The sequence below is a fragment of the Cellulosimicrobium sp. TH-20 genome (genome assembly GCF_002105775.1).
GTDB lineage: Bacteria > Actinomycetota > Actinomycetes > Actinomycetales > Cellulomonadaceae > Cellulosimicrobium > Cellulosimicrobium funkei.
The window spans coordinates 3,970,556-3,989,716 of record NZ_CP020857.1 but is presented as its reverse complement, the minus strand read 5'-3'; the positions used below and the strand labels follow the sequence as shown (position 1 = coordinate 3,989,716).

Annotated in this window: 19 protein-coding genes and 1 tRNA gene; 12 read left to right on the top strand and 8 right to left on the bottom strand. The window is 74.7% G+C overall.

Annotated features, from left to right (window positions below; genetic code table 11):
* Positions 1-20 precede the first annotated feature (20 nt).
* Entirely contained in the window at positions 21-791 is a 771-nt protein-coding gene (locus B8281_RS17845) for a methyltransferase domain-containing protein (protein ID WP_085388405.1), read from the top strand.
* A 49-nt stretch (positions 792-840) separates the two neighbouring features.
* Here the strand turns inward: B8281_RS17845 and B8281_RS17840 are convergent, their stop codons facing one another.
* The 5 genes from B8281_RS17840 to B8281_RS17820 form a co-directional block, all read right to left on the bottom strand.
* The gene (locus B8281_RS17840) at positions 841-1,860 is read right to left on the bottom strand and encodes an adenosine deaminase (protein ID WP_034654722.1); all 1,020 of its coding nucleotides are present in this window, start codon (positions 1,858-1,860) and stop codon (positions 841-843) included.
* A gap of 101 nt (positions 1,861-1,961) precedes the next feature.
* Entirely contained in the window at positions 1,962-2,543 is a 582-nt protein-coding gene (locus tag B8281_RS17835; RefSeq protein WP_051028257.1) for a response regulator transcription factor, read from the bottom strand.
* Positions 2,544-2,623: 80 nt separating this feature from the next.
* The gene (locus tag B8281_RS17830) at positions 2,624-3,946 is read right to left on the bottom strand and encodes a sensor histidine kinase (protein ID WP_085388404.1); all 1,323 of its coding nucleotides are present in this window, start codon (positions 3,944-3,946) and stop codon (positions 2,624-2,626) included.
* Complete coding sequence (locus tag B8281_RS17825; protein ID WP_043656145.1) at positions 3,933-4,790, bottom strand: ABC transporter permease; 858 nt, start codon at positions 4,788-4,790, stop codon at positions 3,933-3,935. The genes B8281_RS17830 and B8281_RS17825 overlap by 14 nt, the downstream gene beginning before the upstream one ends.
* Positions 4,787-5,803 (bottom strand): ABC transporter ATP-binding protein, encoded by a 1,017-nt coding sequence (locus B8281_RS17820; RefSeq protein ID WP_085388403.1) that lies wholly within the window; start codon positions 5,801-5,803, stop codon positions 4,787-4,789. Before B8281_RS17820 ends, B8281_RS17825 begins: the two co-directional genes overlap by 4 nt.
* Positions 5,804-6,008: 205 nt before the next feature.
* Here B8281_RS17820 and B8281_RS17815 point away from each other — a divergent pair.
* From B8281_RS17815 to rplA, 5 genes are all read left to right on the top strand, one after another.
* Positions 6,009-6,081: transfer RNA gene (locus tag B8281_RS17815), tRNA-Trp, on the top strand.
* A gap of 106 nt (positions 6,082-6,187) precedes the next feature.
* Positions 6,188-6,469 carry a preprotein translocase subunit SecE gene (secE, locus tag B8281_RS17810; RefSeq protein WP_031316181.1) on the top strand — a complete coding sequence of 94 codons (282 nt, stop codon included), beginning with the start codon at positions 6,188-6,190 and terminating at the stop codon, positions 6,467-6,469.
* 114 nt (positions 6,470-6,583) lie between these two features.
* A complete protein-coding gene (nusG, locus tag B8281_RS17805; RefSeq protein WP_085388402.1) occupies positions 6,584-7,441 on the top strand; it encodes a transcription termination/antitermination protein NusG in 858 nt (285 codons plus the stop codon).
* Positions 7,442-7,537: 96 nt separating this feature from the next.
* On the top strand, positions 7,538-7,969 hold the full coding sequence (gene rplK / locus B8281_RS17800; RefSeq protein ID WP_021482529.1) for a 50S ribosomal protein L11: 432 nt from the start codon (positions 7,538-7,540) through the stop codon (positions 7,967-7,969).
* A gap of 184 nt (positions 7,970-8,153) precedes the next feature.
* Complete coding sequence (gene rplA / locus B8281_RS17795) at positions 8,154-8,870, top strand: 50S ribosomal protein L1 (RefSeq protein WP_034653773.1); 717 nt, start codon at positions 8,154-8,156, stop codon at positions 8,868-8,870.
* A 116-nt stretch (positions 8,871-8,986) separates the two neighbouring features.
* On the opposite strand, the gene B8281_RS17790 is transcribed toward rplA, so the two are convergent.
* The 3 genes from B8281_RS17790 to B8281_RS17780 form a co-directional block, all read right to left on the bottom strand.
* Positions 8,987-10,282, bottom strand: coding sequence for a glycosyl hydrolase family 18 protein (locus B8281_RS17790; protein WP_085388401.1), 1,296 nt, complete (start codon positions 10,280-10,282; stop codon positions 8,987-8,989).
* 210 nt (positions 10,283-10,492) lie between these two features.
* Complete coding sequence (locus B8281_RS17785; protein WP_085388400.1) at positions 10,493-11,047, bottom strand: hypothetical protein; 555 nt, start codon at positions 11,045-11,047, stop codon at positions 10,493-10,495.
* Complete coding sequence (locus B8281_RS17780) at positions 11,044-11,451, bottom strand: DUF4383 domain-containing protein (protein WP_021483202.1); 408 nt, start codon at positions 11,449-11,451, stop codon at positions 11,044-11,046. Before B8281_RS17780 ends, B8281_RS17785 begins: the two co-directional genes overlap by 4 nt.
* Before the next feature lie 354 nt (positions 11,452-11,805).
* Here B8281_RS17780 and B8281_RS17775 point away from each other — a divergent pair, with 354 nt between their 5' ends.
* The 6 genes from B8281_RS17775 (at position 11,806) to rplL (ending at position 18,755) form a co-directional block, all read left to right on the top strand.
* On the top strand, positions 11,806-12,441 hold the full coding sequence (locus B8281_RS17775; RefSeq protein ID WP_085388399.1) for an RNA polymerase sigma factor: 636 nt from the start codon (positions 11,806-11,808) through the stop codon (positions 12,439-12,441).
* Positions 12,438-12,935, top strand: coding sequence for a hypothetical protein (locus tag B8281_RS17770; RefSeq protein WP_034653625.1), 498 nt, complete (start codon positions 12,438-12,440; stop codon positions 12,933-12,935). The genes B8281_RS17775 and B8281_RS17770 overlap by 4 nt, the downstream gene beginning before the upstream one ends.
* 145 nt (positions 12,936-13,080) lie before the next feature.
* Positions 13,081-14,868, top strand: a complete 1,788-nt coding sequence (locus tag B8281_RS17765) for a S8 family serine peptidase (protein ID WP_157446670.1) — start codon at positions 13,081-13,083, stop codon at positions 14,866-14,868.
* 11 nt (positions 14,869-14,879) lie between these two features.
* On the top strand, positions 14,880-17,450 hold the full coding sequence (locus tag B8281_RS17760; RefSeq protein ID WP_085388397.1) for a CHAT domain-containing protein: 2,571 nt from the start codon (positions 14,880-14,882) through the stop codon (positions 17,448-17,450).
* 268 nt (positions 17,451-17,718) lie between these two features.
* Complete coding sequence (gene rplJ / locus B8281_RS17755) at positions 17,719-18,249, top strand: 50S ribosomal protein L10 (protein ID WP_024840304.1); 531 nt, start codon at positions 17,719-17,721, stop codon at positions 18,247-18,249.
* A 113-nt stretch (positions 18,250-18,362) separates the two neighbouring features.
* The gene (gene rplL / locus B8281_RS17750; RefSeq protein ID WP_024840305.1) at positions 18,363-18,755 is read left to right on the top strand and encodes a 50S ribosomal protein L7/L12; all 393 of its coding nucleotides are present in this window, start codon (positions 18,363-18,365) and stop codon (positions 18,753-18,755) included.
* Positions 18,756-19,161: the final 406 nt, after the last annotated feature.

Genomic DNA, 19,161 nt, shown 5'->3' with positions numbered 1-19,161 from the left:
TGCGACCGGACGGAGCCGTCATGCCACGCGACTGGGACCCTGCCCTCTACCTCCGCCACGCCGACGAGCGCACGCGCCCGATGGCCGACCTCGTGGCACGCGTCCCCGTCGACGCGCGCACGGTCGTCGACCTCGGGTCCGGCCCCGGCCACCTGACCCCGCTCCTGCACGCACGCTGGCCCGACGCCGCGATCACCGGGATCGACGCGTCGCCGGCCATGGTGGCCACCGCCCGGCGCGACGCGTCCGCCCCCTGGGTGCGGTACGAGCTCGCGGACGTGCGCTCGTGGGCGCCGCCCGCGCCCGCCGACGTCGTCGTGAGCAACGCGACGCTCCAGTGGGTGCCCGGCCACCTCGACCTGCTTCCCCGGCTCGCCGACCACGTCGCCCCGGACGGCGCGCTCGCGTTCTCCGTCCCCGGCAACCACGACGCGCCGAGCCACCGGCTCCTGCGCGAGCTCGCCGCCCGACCCCCGTACGCGACGCACGCCGCGGGCGTCGAGCGCCCCGCGGCGCACGACCCCGAGGTCTACCTGGACGCGCTGACCACGCTCGGCTGGGCCGTCGACGCCTGGGAGACGACGTACCTCCACGTGCTCCACGGCCCGGACCCCGTGCTGCGCTGGGTCTCCGCGACGGGCGCCCGTCCGGTGCTCCAGGCCCTCCCCGACGACCTGCGCGACGCGTTCGTCGTGCAGTACGCCGCCGCGCTGCGGGACGCGTACCCGGAGCGCGGCGCAGGCACGCTCCTGCCGTTCCGTCGCGTCTTCGTCGTCGCGACGCGCGCGTGACCCCACGCGGCGGTCCGCCGATCTCCGGCGGCCCGCGCGCACGCGGGCGTCAGCCCGCCGCGAGCCAGTCGTCCACGCCCGCGAGCAGCCGTCGCTTGGTGCCCGACGACGCCCGGCTCGCTCGGATCGACGACCGCGCGAGGTCGGCGAGCTCCGCGTCGGAGAACCCGTGCTCGCGCCGCGCCGTCTCGTACTGCCCGACGAGCCGGGACCCGAACAGCAGCGGGTCGTCCGCGCCGAGCGCGACCTGCGCGCCCGCGTCGACGAGCGCGCCGAGCGGGACCTGCCCCGCCTCCTCGTAGACGCCGAGCGAGACGTTCGACGCCGGGCACACCTCGAGCGCGATCCCCCGGTCCACCACGTCGTCGAGGACGCGCCGGTCCTCCGCCGACCGCACCCCGTGGCCCAGGCGGTCCGGGACCAGCTCGCGCACGACCTCGTGCACGTGGCCGGGGCCCAAGAGCTCGCCGCCGTGGGGCACCGACGCGAGCCCCGCCCGTCGCGCGATCGCGAACGCGCGCGCGAACTCGGCCGTGTCCCCGCGCCGCTCGTCGTTGCTCAGACCGAACCCCACGACCTCGCCCGCGCCCTCGCCCGCGTACTGCGCCGCGAGCCGCGCGAGGGTCCGCGCGTCGAGCGGGTGCCGCGTGCGCGACGCCGCGACGACCACCGCGACCTCCGTCCCCGTCGCGGCGCTCGCGGACCGGGCGGCGTCGAGCACGATCTCCACGGCCGGGGTGATGCCCCCGACGAACGGCGCGTAGGACGTCGGGTCCACCTGGATCTCGAGTCGCCCCGACCCCTCCGCGGCGTCGTCCTGCGCCGCCTCGAGCACGATGCGCCGCATGTCGGCCTCGGACCGCACGCACGCGCGCGCCGCGTCGTACAGGCGCTGGAACCGGAACCAGCCGCGCTCGGTGGGCGGCAGGCGCAGCGGGTCGCCGTCGACGAGCGCGTGGGGGAGCCGCACGCCGTACTGCGTGGCGAGGTCGCGCAACGTGTCGGGCCGCATGGACCCCGTGAAGTGCAGGTGCAGGTGGGCCTTCGGGAGCGTCGCCAGGTCTCGCACAGCGGGAGTCTGTCACGAGCGCCCGGCGCCCGCCGTCGGGCGCGGGACGACTGCGGCGCAGGTCCCGCCGCAGGTCGGGGTGCCGACGGCGCCCGCGCGCGTCACGCCCCGGGGAGGAACCCGCGCTGCATCGCGACCGTCACGGCGGCGGTGCGGTCGTCCACGCCGAGCTTGGCGAAGGCCCGCAGCAGGTGCGTCTTCACGGTCGCCTCGGCGATGAACAGCTCGCGTCCGACGGCCGCGTTCGACAGCCCGCGGGCCACGAGCCGCAGCACCTCGACCTCCCGGTCCGTGAGCCGCTCCGTCCCGCGCACCGACGTCACGAGCCGCGTCGCGACGCTCGGCGCCAGCACCGTCTGCCCCCGCGCCGCGGCGCGCACGCCCGCGACGAGCTCCTCGCGCGGCGTGTCCTTGAGCAGGTAGCCGGTGGCGCCCGCCTCGACGGCCCGCAGGATGTCGGCGTCGGTCTCGTAGGTCGTCAGCACGACGACGCGCGGCCCCGCCGCCCTGCGCCCACGGCCCGGTGCACCGAGGATCGCCGCGGTCGCGCCCACGCCGTCGAGCACGGGCATCCGCAGGTCCATGAGGACGACGTCGGGCGCCAGCTCGCGCGCGAGCTCCACCGCCTGCGCGCCGTCGCCCGCCTCCCCGACCACCGCGAGGTCGGGCTCGGCGGCCAGCATCCCCACGATGCCCGAGCGCACGACCGGGTGGTCGTCGACCACGAGCACCCGCACCGCGCCGTCCCGGCCCGTCGTCCTCGTCACCGCACCGCTCCTCGCCTCGTCGGGGCCGTCCGGCCCGTGCCCACGCCCGTCGCGGGCAGCCGCACCGCGACGCGCGTGCCCCCGCCCGGCGCGGGCCCGACCTCGAGGCTGCCGCCCTCCGCGGCGACGCGCTCGCGCATGCCTCGCAGACCGTAGCCCTCGGCCGCGTCGGCGGGCAGCCCGCGACCGTCGTCGCACACCTCCAGGAGGGTCCCGTCCGCGTCGCGGCGCAGCACGACCCGCACCGCGCCCGCCCCGGCGTGGCGCCGCACGTTCGTCAGCGCCTCCTGGGCCGAGCGCAGCAGGACCACCTCCTCGGCGCTCGACAGCCCCGGGACGTCGTCGGCCGCGAGCTCCGTGCGCGTCCCCGTCTCCTCGGTGAAGCGCGTCGCGAGGCGGCGCAGCGCCTCCCCGAGCGTGCTGCCCTGCAGCGGGGCCGGCGCGGAGGCCGCGACCAACGCGCGGGCCTCGGCGAGGTTGTCGCGCGCCGTCGACTCGACGAGCGCGAGGCGCTCGCGCGCCGCGTCCGGGGCGCCCCGGTCCAGGTCGGCGCCCGCGGCCTGCGCCAGCATGACGACGCTCGTGAACCCCTGGGCGAGCGTGTCGTGGATCTCCTGGGCGACCCGCTCGCGCTCCGCGAGCACGCCCGCCTCGTGGTGCGAGCGCGCGAGCTCGGCCTGCGTCGCGCGCAGCGCGTCGACGAGGCGCGCGTGCCGCTCCGACTGCCGCATCGTGTGCGCCGTCCACAGCCCGAGGCTCAGCGCGAACGCGAGCGCGACGCCCATCTGCGGCGCGGCGCTCGCGAGCTCGTCGGGCTCGACGCGCCCCGTCGCCGGGTCGAACGCGAGCGCGAGCGCGGTGCCCGCCGCGAGCACGACGCACAGCACGACCTGCGCCCAGAGGTGCTCCGAGAGCATCCAGATCTGCGTGAAGACGGCGAACAGCAGCAGCGTGCCGAGCGCGTCCTGCCCGACGACGACGAGCGTCCCGGCGATCGCGACGACGAGGTAGAGGTGCGCCGGCACCTGGGCGCGCGTGCGGGCCGCGCGCCGCCCCCACGCGAGGTAGGCCAGGAGGATCGTCCCGAGCGCGGCGAGCGACACGAGCAGGGCCGTGCCGGCGACGCCCGCGGTGAGCAGCGCGAGCGCGCTGAGCACGACGATGACGTAGAACGCCACGTCCCACCAGCGCACGTCGCGCGCCCACGTGCCGTCGAGCTGGGCCGTGGCCGCACCGTCCCCGGCCCCGTCCTCGCCCCCGGCCCGGTCCCCGGCTGCCGGGAGCCCGCCCGCGGGCGACGGCGGGTCAGCCGTCGTCACGGCGCCGCCACCGGAACGACCGCGCGCCCACCACGAGCCCCAGGACCAGCCATGCGACCAGTACAGCAGCGGTCGCGCCGTGCTGCCACGACCCGGACGGCTCGAGCGCCGCGGCCTGCTCGGGGAGGAAGACCGAGCGCATGCCCTGCGCCATCCACTTGAGCGGGAACACCGAGGCGACGGTCTGCATCCACGCGGGCAGCGCGAAGAACGCGAAGAAGACCCCGGAGATGAACTGCAGCACGAGCACGACGGGCGTGACGACCGCCGTCGCGGACCGGCCCGAGCGCGGCAGCGACGAGAACGCGACCCCGCACACGGCGCCCGCGGCGCACCCGAGCACGAACACCCACGCGAACGTCGTGAGCCGGGTCGCGGCGTCGGGCATGTCCCAGGGCATCGGGACGTCGTACACGACGGCCGCGAGGAGCAGCAGGAGCGCCGTCTGCACGATCGAGGTCGCGAGGACCAGGCCCACCTTGCCGTAGAAGTACGCCGACGCGGGCAGCGGGGTCGCGCGCAGGCGCTTGAGCGCGCCGTCGTCGCGCTCGACCGCGATCGAGATCGCGAGCGACTGGAAGCTCGTGAGCATGACGCCCGTCGCGATCATCCCCGGCAGGAAGTACTGCGCGAAGGGCACGGAGTAGCCCGCGTCGCCCTGGTCCTGCCCGTCGAACACGGTCGCGAAGATCGCGAGCATGATGAGCGGGTACGTGAAGATGAAGACGACCGCGTCGCGCTCGCGGAAGAACCCGCGCAGCTCGGCGCGCGTGCGCTCGACGCCGAGGCGGGCGGGCCCGGGCAGGGCGGCGCGCGGTGCGCGCGTGGTCGGGGCGACGGTCACGGTCGGGCCTCCTCGGGGACGACGACGGTCGCGTCGTCGGGCGTGCGGGCCGCGGCGGGTGCGCCGGGCCGGTCGGGGGCGGGCGCCGGGTCGCTCGACGCGGCCGGCTCGCCGATGAGCTCGAGGTAGACGTCCTCGAGGCTCGGGCGTGTCACCTCGAGCCCGGGGACCTCGCCGTCGGGGTACCGCGCGGCGAGCGCCGCGACGACCGCCGTGGGGGAGTCCGTGCGCTCGGAGCGCCGGGTGCCGCCGTCGAGCCACCGCACGACGGGGCGGCGCGCCTCCGCGCCCCCGAGACGGTCGGGCGCGTCGAGCGCGACGACCCGCCCCGACCGCACGACGGCCGCGCGGTCGGCCAGGTAGGCCGCCTCGTCGAGGTAGTGCGTGGTGAGCAGGATCGTCGTGCCGTCCTCGCGCAGCGACCGGACGAGCGCCCAGAACGCGCGGCGGGCCTGGGGGTCGAACCCCGTCGTGGGCTCGTCGAGGAACAGCAGCTCCGGCCGGCCGACGATCCCCAGCGCGACGTCGAGCCGTCGGCGCTGCCCGCCGGAGAGCTGGCGCGTGCGCGTGCGGGCCTTCTCCCGCAGCCCGACGGCGTCGATCACCTCGTCGGGGTCCCGCGGCGTCGGGTAGAACGTCGCGAAGTGCCGGACGAGCTCGGCGACCGTGAGCTCGGCCTGGTCGCGCGAGTCCTGGAGGACGACGCCGAGGCGCGAGCGCCAGGCGCGGCCCGCGGACTGGGGGTCCTCACCGAGCACGCGGACCTCGCCCGCGTCCCGGCGGCGGAAGCCCTCGAGGATCTCGACCGTGGTGGTCTTCCCGGCGCCGTTGGGGCCGAGGACCGCGAAGATCTCGCCGCGCTCGACGCGCAGGTCGATGCCGTCCACGGCCTGCTTGGGGCCGTAGCGCTTGCGCAGGCCGCGCACGTCCACGGCCGGTCCGCTCTGCCCGGCGCCGGCGCCGGGGCCGGAGCCGGCGCCGCGGGGGCCGGCGGGGAGGGGTGTCGTCGTCATGGGACCAGCGTGTCGGCGCGGGGCCCCGGCCCGCGACGCCCGTTCGTCCGGACCTCGTGTCCACCGATCGGTGGACGGTGGTTCGACCAGGGGCGCCGCGTCGCGTACAGTGATCCCTCGGTGGTTGACGCCCGCCACGCTGGTCCGCGCCCGTGAGACGACTTTCGTCCGGGGAGCGAGGCCGTGCGAGGCGCCGTCGGCACGAAGGGTAGTGGCGCAATTGGTAGCGCAGCGGTCTCCAAAACCGCAGGTTGCAGGTTCGAGTCCTGTCTACCCTGCACGGCGTGGCTCTCGCGGGACCTTCCCGGGATCCGCGCGCGGCCCGACACCGGGTCGCACCGAGGGTTCGAGCAGGTCCCGTACGTGAGCGATGGGGAAGATCGAGTGAGCGAATCGCCGTCAGAGGCCGTGGGCGCAGGCGGTGCACGCGCCGACGAGGTGAAGAAGAAGGGCGGTCCGTCCGCGGACAAGAAGCCCAACGTCTTCGCGCGCATCGCCCTGTTCGTGCGCCAGGTGGTCGCCGAGCTCCGCAAGGTCGTCACGCCGACGCGGTCCGAGCTCATCACCTACACGACGGTGGTCCTCGTCTTCGTGGTCGTGGTCATGGCGTTCGTGACCGTCCTCGACCTGGGGATCGGCCAGGCCGTCCGGTGGGTCTTCGGCTAGCGCACGACCTTCCCCGGCCAGGCCGGGTCAGCACGGCAGCCGGCGCCTCTCGGGGCGCCGTCGGCGCTTCCAGAAGAAGTCTTCGAGCAGTTCGTTGAGAAAGCAGGTTCGTTCGTGTCCCAGGAGTCGCTGGACCAGACGGAGAACGTCGACCCGACGCAGCCCGAGGGTGCCCAGGACGACGTCGACGAGACCACGGACGTCCCGGCGGTCGACGGAGCCGACGAGGCCCTCGACGCCGCTGACGAGGCCGACGACGACGCGACGGACGACGCCGCTGACGAGACCGACGACGCGTCGGACGACGACGAGCCGTCGGACGACGACGAGGCCGACGAGGTCCGCCCGGCCGACGAGGACGGCGACGTCATCGAGGACCCGGTCGCGGAGTTCAAGCGCACGCTGCGCTCGCAGCCGGGCGACTGGTACGTCATCCACTCCTACGCGGGCTACGAGAACCGTGTGAAGGCCAACCTGGAGAACCGTATCCAGAGCCTGAACATGGAGGACTACATCTTCCAGATCGAGGTCCCCATGGAGGAGGTGGCCGAGATCAAGAACGCGCAGAAGAAGATCGTCCGACGCGTGCGCATCCCCGGCTACGTCCTCGTGCGCATGGACCTCACCGACGAGTCGTGGGGCGCCGTACGCCACACGCCCGGTGTCACCGGCTTCGTCGGGCACACCCACCAGCCGGTGCCGCTGACGCTCGACGAGGTCTTCTCGATGCTCGCGCCGATGCTCACCCCCGCCCCGGAGGCCGGCAAGCCCGCGCAGGCCGCGGCGAAGGCTCCCGTCGAGGTCGACTTCACGGTCGGCGAGTCGGTCACCGTCACGGACGGCCCGTTCGACACGCTGCCCGCCACGATCTCCGAGATCAACGTCGAGAACCAGAAGCTCAAGGTCCTCGTCTCCATCTTCGGCCGGGAGACCCCGGTCGAGCTGTCGTTCAACCAGGTCGCCAAGATCTGACGCGCGGGCGGCCCGAGCCGCCCCGCGTGAGCGCAGTACTGCAACCGGGTCATCGCCCACGGCGTCGGCCCACGAGAAGAAAGCCAGGGAAGAGTCATGCCTCCCAAGAAGAAGGTCTCCGGCCTCATCAAGCTCCAGATCCAGGCCGGTGCGGCGACGCCCGCGCCGCCGATCGGCCCCGCGCTCGGTCAGCACGGTGTGAACATCATGGAGTTCTGCAAGGCCTACAACGCGGCGACCGAGTCGCAGCGCGGCAACGTCATCCCCGTCGAGATCACGGTCTACGAGGACCGCTCGTTCACCTTCGTGACGAAGACCCCGCCGGCGGCGGAGCTCATCAAGAAGGCCGCGGGCGTGCAGAAGGGCTCGGCGACGCCGCACACCACCAAGGTCGCGAAGATCACCGCGGACCAGGTGCGCGAGATCGCCCAGACCAAGCTCGAGGACCTCAACGCGAACGACCTCGACGCCGCGTCGAAGATCATCGCCGGCACGGCCCGCTCGATGGGCATCACTGTCGAGGGCTGAGCAGAGCGAGCGCGGAGGTAGGACGAGCGCCAGCGAGTCCTGCCGGAGCGTGAGCGGCGCTCGGCCCGAGCAGACGATGCGTCGGGCCGAGCGTGGCAACATCGGAAGTGTCCGTCCACGACCGTGGGCGGCAGTGGCAGGGTCCGCGCGGACCCGCTGACCACGACTGCAGAAGGAGAAGCAGATGGCAACGCGCAGCAAGGCGTACCGCAACGCCGAGGAGAAGATCGACCGCGAGCGTCTCTACGCGCCGCTCGAGGCGATCCGTCTCGCCAAGGAGACGTCGACCGTGAAGTACGACGCGACCGTCGAGGTCGCGTTCCGCCTCGGTGTCGACCCGCGCAAGGCGGACCAGATGGTCCGTGGCACGGTCAACCTCCCCCACGGCACGGGCAAGACCGCCCGCGTCATCGTCTTCGCGAACGCGGCGAAGGCGGAGGAGGCCCGTGCGGCCGGTGCCGACGAGGTCGGCGGCGACGACCTGATCGAGAAGGTCGCCGGTGGGTACACCGACTTCGACGCCGCCGTGGCGACGCCGGACCTCATGGGCAAGGTCGGTCGTCTGGGCAAGGTGCTGGGCCCCCGTGGTCTCATGCCGAACCCGAAGACCGGCACCGTGACGATGGACGTGGCGAAGGCCGTGTCGGACATCAAGGGCGGCAAGATCGAGTTCCGTGTCGACAAGCACGGCAACCTGCACTTCATCATCGGCAAGGTCTCGTTCGACGAGAAGGCGCTCGTGGAGAACTACGCGGCGGCTCTCGAAGAGGTCCTGCGTCTCAAGCCGTCGTCCTCGAAGGGCCGGTACATCACCAAGGCCACGCTGACGACGACGATGGGCCCCGGCATCCCGCTGGACCAGTCCAAGACGACGAAGCTGCTCGAGGACGACGCCGCCTGACGGCAGTCCTCCCCGCGGACGGTCCTCCGTCCGCACCACGCACGACGGCGCGGCACCCGACCAGGGTGCCGCGCCGTCGTCGTCTCAGCAGGTCGCCCGAGGGTGCGCCGGCCGGGTCAGCAGGCGCCGAGGTCCTTCCAGACGCCCCACTGCCCGCTCTGCGCGGGGTTCTCGTTGGTGGTCCACCACTTGGCCTCGTAGGTGCGGCCCTGGTGGGAGACGCGGGCGCCACCGGTGTAGACGGCGGAGGCCGACCACGCGGTCGCGGTGCAGGTCCCGGGGTTGGTGGGGTTCGTCGGGTTGGTGGGGTTGGTCGGCTCGGTGGGGTTGGTCGGCTCCGTGGGCGTGGTCGGACCGCTCGCGAGGCGGCCGCCGATCACGGACGCGACCTGGTAGCCGTTGGTCTTGTCCCAGTTGATCGACCAGGTCATGACGCCGCCGATCTTGCCGTACGGCTTCGCGGGCTCGAAGGCGCCGCAGCCGGTGCCGACCTCGAGGCAGTCGACGGCCTTGACGACGTTCGCGAGCGGCTGGTAGCCGCCGCCCGCGGCGCGCGGCACGGCCGGGACGCCGATGCCCACCTGGTCGGGGCGCAGGCCCATCTCGAGCTGGATGCAGGTCAGCGCGGTGAGGAAGTCGACCGTGCCCTGCGAGTAGACCTGCTGGTTGCAGCCCATCATCGAGCCGGAGTTGTAGTACTGGGTGTTGACGATCGTGAGGATGTCCTTGATCGCGAGCGTGAGCTGGTAGTACCCCATGCTCGTCGCCTGGTAGTCGATCGTCTGCGGCGCCATGGTGAGGATCAGGCTCGGACCGACCTTCGCCGCGAGCTGGTGGAGGGCGCTCGACATGTACGTGGCGTTGATGCCGTGCTCGAGGTCGATGTCGACGCCGTCGAACCCGTACTTCTGCATGAGCGCGTACGTGGTGTCGGCGAAGTTCTTCGCCTCGGTCGCGTTCGAGACGATGACGTTCCCCTTCTCGCCGCCCACGGAGATGACGACCTTGCGGCCCTGGGCCCGGATGGCCGCGACGTCTGCCTTGAACTGGGCCTCGGTGTAGCCGCCGAGCTCCGCGCTCGCGAGGTTGAACGTGATGCCGCCGGGGGTCCCGGCGAGGTTGTCCGCGAACGCGATCGCCACGAGGTTGTACGCCTGGGGGACCTCGGACAGGCGCATCGTCACGGAGCCGTTGTCGAAGTTGTGCCAGTAGCCGGTGAGCCACTGCGTGCTGCCCGACGGCGCGGCGGCGCTCACGGGAGCGGCGGGGGCGGCGGACGGCGCCGCGGCGGTCGCGGGCGCGGCGGCGAGCGCGCCGCCCGCGACGACGGTCGCCGCGGCGACGACGGAGGCGAGGGCGCGCAGCGCGCGCCCGGTGAGGCCGCGCGTGCGGCCGGGGAGGACTGTTCTCACGGAGGTGCTCCTCGTGCTCGTGCGGGGCGCGTCGTCGCGCCTCGCCGGTCCGCACCCGCGGTGTGGGTGCAGGGGTCGCTCCCGACGCTAGGCCCGGTGCCCGCCGCGCGGCATGAGGGATTCCCCGGAACTTCGGGCCCCGCGGTTACGGGAGAACTCGTACCCTCCGGGAGGCGTGGCGCCGCTCCGGGCGCAGCCGCCGTCGGGCCCTCACGGCGCGGTGCCGGGGCCGCCGTCGTGGGCCTGGCCGTGACCCGGCAGGTGCCCCAGGGCGGGCAGGTGGGACCCGTGCGGGACGGCGTGCCGCGCGGCGTCGGTCCCGCCGAGACCGAACGTCGCGACGGCGGCGACCACGACGGACACCGAGAAGAGCGCGACGAGCCGCGCCCCGGCGCGCGGCGGCGGGCCGTCGGCGGGGACGCGCGCCGGTCGGGCGAGGACGCACGCCGACGCGACCCGCAGGGCGGCCGCGGCGGCCGCACCCGCGGAGAGCGGCACGCCGGACACGACGGGCACGGCCACCCCGGCGACGGTCGCGACGAGGAGCAGGGCGATCCCGAGGCGCGGGACCGCCGTCGGGCGCCCGGGCCGCGGTCCGCGGGCGAGGAGCACGAGCGCGACGACGAGCTCCCCGGCCCCGGTGGCCAGCGCGAGCAGGCCGGACGGCGCCGGGAACGCGCCCCGGACGAGCCCGAGGTCGACGATCCCGGCGCCGAGCAGCGCGAGCGCGGCGCCGACGCGGCGGGTCGGGACGGGCGTCGTCATGCCGTGACGGCGCGGCCCGCGTCCTCGCGGTCCGCGGCGAGCCCGACGCCGAGGAGCAGCAGCGCGCTGGCGAGGTGCAGCACGTTGTCGGCGCCGTTGAGCGCGATGATGTTGGCGCCGGTGTCGACGAGGAACAGCCCCACCACGCCGACGAGGAGGTACACCGCGCCGATCGCGACGTTCGTGCCGCGCGCGGCCCGGACGCTGCGCGACGCGAGCAGCAGCGCCGCCCCGATGCCGAGGTGGACGATGTTGTGCAGGGGGTTCACCTCGAACAGCAGGAGGTTGCGGCCCTCGGTGGCGGCGAAGCCGACCCCCGACGTCACGACGAAGCCGGCGAGGCCGACCAGCAGGTAGACGGTGCCGAAGACGGCTGCGAGCAGGCGGTTCGGGGACGAGGTCATGGTGGTCTCCGCTCGGTGGTCGCGCGGCCTCTCCGCGCGTCGCCCCGGGTTCGGAGCGGTGCGCGATCCGGACGGGTCCGCCGGTGCGGGTCCCGGACCGGGACCGGTCCGGACGGAACCGACCGCGATGTATCAGACGGGCGGTCCGCCCCTCTCGTCCGGGTGGAGGAGCGCCGACCAGACGCTCCCGCCCGTGTGCCGGAGGGACGAGATGCGACGCAACCGCACGAGCCGGGAGGGGTGTGACCAGTGACGATGGTTGTCGACCCCACCGGCCCGGCCGTAGAATCAGGCGCTTCCGGGGACCCCCCGCTGATGCCTGACCGGACGAGCGTGCCGAGGACAGTGCGCCCCATGACCAGAACGACCGACGAGGTGGCCGACACCGGCGAACCGGGCCTCAGCCTGGGGGACCGGGGCGCGTTCGCGCTCCTGGAGTACCGCGACGGCCGCCCGGAGGCGCTCGGGGACTTCGTCCGCGAGGCGTCCCCCCTCCTGTGGCACACGGTGCGCGCGCAGGGCGTCGAGCGCGAGCAGGCCGACGACCTCGTCCAGACGGTGTGGGTCGCGCTCGTGCGCAACGCGATGACCATCAAGGAGCCGCACGCCGTCCTCAAGTGGCTGCTCATCACGGCCAAGCGCGCAGCCTGGGAGGCCGTGCGCAAGCACCGCGACGAGGCCCGACGGCGCACCGAGCTCCCGGACGACACCGACGAGGGCGTCCCCGAGCTCCCGTCGGGCGACCCGACGCCGGACGTCGAGGTGCTCCGCAACGAGCGCGACCGCTCCCTCTGGGCCGCGCTCGACCGGCTGCCGGAACGCTGCCGCCAGCTCCTGCACCTCGTGTCGCTCGCCGACCGTCCGGACTACAAGGCCATCTCGGCCGCCATCGGCATGCCCGTCGGGAGCATCGGCTCCACGCGGGGCCGCTGCCTCGCCAAGCTGCGCGACATCATCGACGACCAGGGGGAACCGTGGGAAGTATCATGAGCACCGAGCCGACGCACAGCCCCGACGAGCCGCTCGACGCCGTCGACCTCGCCCTCCTGGCCGACCTCGCGCGGATCGCCGAGGAGATCGACCCCGTCCCGGACGGCCTCGTCGAGCGGTCGCTCTTCGCGATCACGCTCGCCGGGCTCGAGGCCGAGGTCATGGAGCTGGAGTACGTCCAGGCCCCCGCGACGTCCGTGCGCGGCGACGCGCCGCCGGTCGAGGCGCGCACGATCACGTTCACGTCCGAGTCCGTCACGGTGATGATCTCGCTGTCCCCGACGGACGACGGTCGCATCCGCATCGACGGCTGGGCCGCCCCCGCGACGGCGCTGCGCGTCGAGCTGCACCGCCCCGGCGTGGTGAGCGAGACGACGAGCGACGACGACGGCCGCTTCGTCTTCGAGGCCGTCGACCGCGGCCCGGCGAGCCTCGTGGTCCGCCGCGCCGACGGCGCCGGCGGTGCCGTGAGCACGCCGGTCGTCGAGCTCTAGCACCCGGTGGGCCGCGGGCGACGCCCGCGGCCCACCGACCGCAGGACCACCAGCAACCCTTCCCCGCGCAGCGGTGCGCGGGCGGCCGCCCGTCGACGACGACGCGCGCGGCACCGGACGAACGTCATCTCCCGAGGAGGAGCACGTGAGCGAGACCCCTGAACCCCCCGCCGCGGCGGACCCCGGCTTCTTCGGTGACCGGCCGAGCCGGCTCCAGTGGCGCACCCGCACGATCGACCCGGTCGCCGCGCAGCGTCGCGCCGGGCAGCAGTCCCCGCACCCGACCTGGTACGTGGGCGACCGGATCCTCATCCCCGAGTCGCCGTTCGACCGCGAGGGGAACCGCTCCCTGCGGTGGCTCGAGCGCGCGGCCGAGCGCCTCCGCCTTCGCGTGGAGGTGCAGCAGGAGAGCATCGACGACGCCGAGCTCGTGCGCGAGGCCGACCTCGACCCGGAGACGACGACCGACCTGCTCCGCACGTTCGGCTACTCCGTGCGTCTGCGCTACCGCGACGACACGCAGGGGGAGCTCCCCGACGCCTGGCGCCTCGTCGAGGAGCTGAGCGGACGACTGTGCCCGGACGACCGGCACAGCCCGCGGCTCGCGCTCGACCACATGGTCGCGCCGACCCCGTTCATCGGCGGCCAGCCGTACACCCAGCCGTTCCCGTACACGCAGCCGCACCCGTACACCCAGCCCCATCCCTACACGCAGCCGCACCCGTACACCCAGCCCCATCCCTACACGCAGCCGCACCCCTTCGCGGGCACCGCGGAGTACTCCCTGCCGGGCTCGGGCGGCCGCACGCCCGTGAGCTGGATCGGGCCCGTGCCGCGCCGTGCGCTGCCCGCGGGGGACACGCCGTGGGTCGCGGGCGACGGCGTCCGTCGCCCCGTCGTCGCCGTGCTCGACACCGGCGTCGGCGAGCACCCGTGGTTCGACGACGACCTCGAGACGCGCGGCACGATCGTCGTGCGCGACCCCGAGCTGCTCGGTCAGCCGCTGTCGACCCTCCCGCCGACGGAGTACCCGTACGAGGACCCGGAGATCGGCGGCGTGTCCGTCTCGCCCCTGACCGGTCCGCTCGACCCGGTCGCGGGCCACGGGACGTTCATCGCGGGCCTCGTGCACCAGCTCTGCCCGGACGCCGTCATCCTCGCCCCGCGCCTCTACGGCGGGTCGGGCATCGTGCCCGAGCGCGACCTGCTGCGGACGCTGCGCCGCGTGCTCCTGTGGCACGTGCTCGGCCTGGCCGGTCGCGACGGCTACGCGCCGATCGACGTCCTCGTGCTCTCTCTCGGGTACTACCACGAGCGCCCGGAGGACGCGGACTTCGACGCCCCGTTCGGAGCGCTCATCCGCGCGCTGCGCCGGTACGGGGTCATCGTCGTCGTGTCGTCGGGCAACGACGGCCAGACCCGCCCGACCTACCCGGCGGCATTCGCCCCGCGGATCAACAGGAAGGCGGAGCCGCCCGTCCCGCTCGAAGGGGTGACGCTGCTCCTCGACGAGCCGCCGGTCCTCACGGTCGGTGCGGAGAACCCCGACGGGACGGTGTCGCTCTTCAGCAACGACGGCCCCTGGATCACGTGCACCCGCCCGGGCGCGGCCCTCGTGTCCACGATCCCGCGCACGATCGACGGCGCCGTCGCGCCCTCGCGCCACGTGCAGGAGCTGTGGGGCCCGGGATACCGCGCCACGATCGACCCCGAGGGGTTCCAGGGCGGGTTCGCGACGTGGAGCGGGACGTCGTTCGCGGCGCCCGTCCTCGCGGGCGAGCTCGCGGCGTCCCTGCTCGAGCGGATCGCCGACGACCCGACGGACCCGGGCGTCCTGCAGCCCGGCCAGGGCGCGCCGGACCGCTGCGCCTGGCTGTGGCCGTCCATTACCCTGGCGACGGGTCTGGTCCCGACCCCGGGTGACGACGCATGAGGTGATGAGCGGTGGTGCGCAGCGGCCGGGAGGTGCTCGAGGCCCGGCTGGCCGCTGCGCAGGCCGTGAACGCGCGCGGCCAGCACCGGCGCGCGAGCCGCGCGTTCGCGCAGATCGTCCAGGACGTCGACGCCGTGGGCGAGGGCGCGAGCCGGGACGACGCCTACCTGGCCGCGCGCGCCCTGCTGGGGCTCGCGCTCGCCGAGTTCGAGCTGACGGGCGACGTCGACGGCGCCTACGAACGGCTCGCCGAGGTCGAGGCGCGCGGCGCCGCGCTGGCCAGGCGCGACCTGGCTCTCGTCGTACGGTCGCAGCGCGGGCTCCTGCGGCTGCGGACCGGCGACGTCGCCGCCGCGCTGGACGAGATGGAGACGGCGGCCGAGGTCATCGACGACGCGCGCCCCCTCGACGCGGCCGTCCTGCTGCTCAACCTCGGCTCCCTGCGCCTCGAGCTCGGAGACGCCGAGGGGGCGAGCCGCGACCTCGACGACGCCGTCCACCGGGCCACCGCGCTCGGGGACCAGCTCCTGGTGTCCAAGGCCCGGCACAACCTCGGGTACGCGGAGTACCTGCGCGGCGACCTGCCGGTCGCCCTGCGCGCCATGGACGAGGCCGCGGCGCAGGCGCCGGACCGGCACGCCGCCGTCGGGCTCATCGACCGCGCGCAGGTGCTGCTCGACGCCGGCCTGCTCACGGAGGCGGACGAGGCGCTGAGCGAGGCGCGCGAGCACCTCTCCCGCTACCGCATGCTGCGCGACCTCGCGGAGGTCGAGCTGGTCCGGTCGCGCGTCGTGCTCGGCCTGCGGCGGTACGCCGAGGCGCGGCGCCTCGCCCGCTCGGCGTCGCGCCGGTTCGACCGCCTCGGCAACAGGCCGTGGGTGCTGCGCGCCCGCGTCGCGGAGCTCCAGGCGGCGCTCACGGAGCACCGCGCGACACCCGTGGGCCCGGCGCGCGCCCGCCGGCACGCGACCTGGGCGCTCGACCTCGCGCGCGACGGCGAGACCCTGGGCAGCGTCTCGGGCCTCGGGATCAAGGTCCCCGCGCAGCTCCTCGCCGTCGAGTGGCTCGTGTCCGCGGGCGACGTGCGCGGGGCGCAGGAGGTCCTGCGGGCCGTGCCCCCGCGGCTCGGCCGCGCGCCGCTCCCCGTCCGGCTCCAGCACGAGGCGGTCCTCGCGCAGCTCGCGTTCGTGGCGGGCGACCGGCGTGCCGGCGTGCGCGCCGTGCGGCGGGGCCAGGCGGCGCTCGCGGACCACCGCGCGCGGCTGGGGTCCGTGGACGCGGTGACGGCGTCCGCGGTGCACGGCGTGCGGCTCGGCAACGTCGACGTCGAGGCGGCGCTGCGCACCCGGCGCCCCGGGACGATCTTCGACGCCGTCGAGCGTGGCCGGGCGGCGTTCGCCGGGACGGGCCGCGTGCGCCCGCCCGCGGACCCGGTCCTCGCGGACCTCCTCGCCGCCGCCCGGCGCGAGGTCGAGGCGGCCCGCGCGCTGGGGGCGCCCTCGGACGCGGCCAGCCTCGCGCGCCGGCAGGACCACCTCCAGGCGGCGCGGCGCCTCCAGGACGACGCACGACGACGCTCCTGGCAGCACGGGGGAGGGGCCGCCGCCCCGGTCCCCGCGTCCGAGCGGCGGCTGCGCGCCACGCTGGCCGACGCCGGGTCCGACGCGGTCGTGGCCGACCTCATGCTCGACGGCGACGACGTGCTCGCCGTCCGCGTCAGCGCCCGGGGCTCCCGGCTCGTGCGCCTCGCGTCGCGCGCGGCGGTCGCCGAGCAGGTGCGCCGTGCGCGCGCGGACTTCGCGGTCCTGTCGAACGTGCTCATCCCGGTCCCCATGCGCGAGGCCGCGGTCGGCTCGCTGTCCCGGACGCTGGCCGCGCTCGACGACGCGCTCGTCGTCCCGCTCGAGGCGGGCGGCGACCTCCACGTCGCCGCGCGCGACCTGCTGCTCGCGCTGCCGTGGGCCTCGCTGCCCTCGCGGCGCGGGCTCCGCACGTGGGCGAACTCGTGGGTGGACCTGCGCGTCGGCGAGCCGGTGCGCCGGGCGGACGAGGCGCTCGTCGTCGCCGGACCGGGCCTGCGCTTCTCGGGCGCCGAGGCGAAGCTCGTCGCGTCCGTCTGGGAGGGAGCCGAGGCGCTCGCGGGGGAGGAGGCGACGTGCGAGGCCGTCGTCGACGGGCTGCGCACCGCGGGGGTCGTGCACCTGGCCGCGCACGGCACGCACGAGACCGACAACCCGTTGTTCTCGTCGCTGCGGCTCGCCGACGGCCCGCTGTTCGCGCACGAGCTCGACGGGACCGACCTGCACGGCGTGGTCGTCGTGCTGTCGGCGTGCGAGGTGGGGCTCTCGACGCCGCGCATCGGCGGCGAGTCGCTCGGCCTGACGAGCGTCCTGCTGCGGCTCGGCGCCCGCGCGGTGATCGCGAGCGTGGCCCCGCTGCGCGACGACGTCGCGGCGCGCGTCATGCCGTCGCTCCACGCCGAGCTGCGCGACGGCGCCATGCCGGGGACGGCGCTCGCCCGGGCGGTCGCCGACGAGCCCGAGCCGGTACCGCTGGTCTGCTTCGGCCCGCTGGTGCTCTGACGGCACGGGCCGCGGTTTGGAGCACGCGCCGTCGTCCCGTACGATGAGCGTGTACCCAAGACCGCCGGTCGTCCGACGCTGCCCGCAGACTCCGTCTGCAGGACGTGACGGACCGAAGTCCCGCCCACGAGGCGGAGGCCAGCGCAGGTAGCGAATCGACGACGTCCGCCCGGTCCCGCCGCGCGTGCGACTGCGAGCCCCGCGCCTGCGCGGGGCTCTTTCTCGTTCCGGGACGGACGCCGGTGGTACCACCACCGGAAGGATTGCCATGGCGAGGCCGGACAAGGCAGCCGCAGTCGCCGAGATCTCGGAGAAGTTCCGCGACTCGAACGCTGCCGTGCTGACCGAGTACCGCGGGCTCACCGTCGCGCAGCTCAAGCAGCTGCGTCGGTCGCTCAGCGGCAACGCAACCTACGCCGTGGTGAAGAACACGCTGACCGCCATCGCGGCCAAGGAGGCCGGTGTCGAGGGACTCGACGCCGACCTGCAGGGTCCTTCGGCCATCGCCTTCGTCACCGGGGACCCGGTCGAGGCAGCCAAGGGTCTGCGTGACTTCGCCAAGGCGAACCCCGCGCTGGTCATCAAGGGCGGTGTCCTCGACGGGCGCCCCCTGACCGCCGCGGAGGTCACGAAGCTCGCGGACCTCGAGTCCCGCGAGGTCCTGCTGGCCAAGGCGGCCGGCGCGATGAAGGCCAAGCTCTTCCAGGCTGCCTACGTCTTCACCGCGAACACCGCCCAGGCCGCCCGCGTCATCGATGCCCTGCGTCAGAAGCAGGAATCGGAGGGCGCTGCCGCCTGATCCCGTGACCGGGCTCGCCCGGTCCCGCGATCGACGCAGCGCAAGCACAACACCCCGCTTCTGGCAGGCCCGCCCCGGGCCGCTGCCGAGCACCGACCGAAAGGAACGCCATCATGGCGAAGCTCAGCACCGACGAGCTCATCGAGCAGTTCAAGGGCCTCACCCTCATCGAGCTCAACGAGTTCGTGAAGGCCTTCGAGGAGACCTTCGAGGTCACCGCCGCCGCCCCCGCCGCCGTCGCGGTCGCCGCCCCCGCGGGTGGCGCCGGTGGCGACGCCCCGGCCGAGGAGGAGAAGGACGAGTTCGACGTCATCCTCGAGGCTGCCGGCGACAAGAAGATCCAGGTCATCAAGGAGGTGCGCGCGCTCACGTCCCTCGGCCTGAAGGAGGCCAAGGACCTCGTGGACGGTGCCCCGAAGCCGGTCCTGGAGGGCGCGAACAAGGAGACGGCCGAGAAGGCCAAGGCTGCCCTCGAGGGCGCCGGCGCCACGGTCACCCTCAAGTGATCCCACCGGTCCCGTCCTGACGGGACCGGTCGCACGCCGCACGAGGCCCGCACCCCGCCCGGGGTGCGGGCCTCGTCGTTTCCCGGGGGCGGCGCCGGGCGGCCAGGAGCGCCCGGAGGGCGAGCCCGCGGCGTCGCGCGGCGTCGCGCGGCGTCCTGGGGCGACCGGGATCCGACGGCGTCGGCGCACCGGCTTCACGGAACGGCCACGAGTGTGCCACCATGTGCGGGTCGACGACGCAGGACAGCGAGGTCGACAGCAGCAGGTTCAGGGCCCGCACGGCGGGCCGGAGGACGGGCGACGAGGCTCGTGCGAGTACCGGCGAGGCGCGCAGCGCCCGGTCCCGGGCGGGGGAGTGCGCCCCGAGGTTGTGTGGCGACGCCTTCTTGGGGTATGCTCACGCTTT

Bases quoted from the DNA above. Each gene is read 5' to 3' on its own strand.
- B8281_RS17845 (WP_085388405.1), top strand. From the start codon at position 21: ATGCCACGCGACTGGGACCCTGCCCTCTACCTCCGCCACGCCGACGAG.
- B8281_RS17835 (WP_051028257.1), bottom strand. From the start codon at position 2,543: ATGCTGGCCGCCGAGCCCGACCTCGCGGTGGTCGGGGAGGCGGGCGAC.
- B8281_RS17820 (WP_085388403.1), bottom strand. From the start codon at position 5,803: ATGACGACGACACCCCTCCCCGCCGGCCCCCGCGGCGCCGGCTCCGGC.
- rplK (WP_021482529.1), top strand. From the start codon at position 7,538: ATGCCTCCCAAGAAGAAGGTCTCCGGCCTCATCAAGCTCCAGATCCAG.
- rplA (WP_034653773.1), top strand. From the start codon at position 8,154: ATGGCAACGCGCAGCAAGGCGTACCGCAACGCCGAGGAGAAGATCGAC.
- B8281_RS17785 (WP_085388400.1), bottom strand. From the start codon at position 11,047: ATGACGACGCCCGTCCCGACCCGCCGCGTCGGCGCCGCGCTCGCGCTG.
- B8281_RS17780 (WP_021483202.1), bottom strand. From the start codon at position 11,451: ATGACCTCGTCCCCGAACCGCCTGCTCGCAGCCGTCTTCGGCACCGTC.
- B8281_RS17775 (WP_085388399.1), top strand. From the start codon at position 11,806: ATGACCAGAACGACCGACGAGGTGGCCGACACCGGCGAACCGGGCCTC.
- B8281_RS17770 (WP_034653625.1), top strand. From the start codon at position 12,438: ATGAGCACCGAGCCGACGCACAGCCCCGACGAGCCGCTCGACGCCGTC.
- rplJ (WP_024840304.1), top strand. From the start codon at position 17,719: ATGGCGAGGCCGGACAAGGCAGCCGCAGTCGCCGAGATCTCGGAGAAG.
- rplL (WP_024840305.1), top strand. From the start codon at position 18,363: ATGGCGAAGCTCAGCACCGACGAGCTCATCGAGCAGTTCAAGGGCCTC.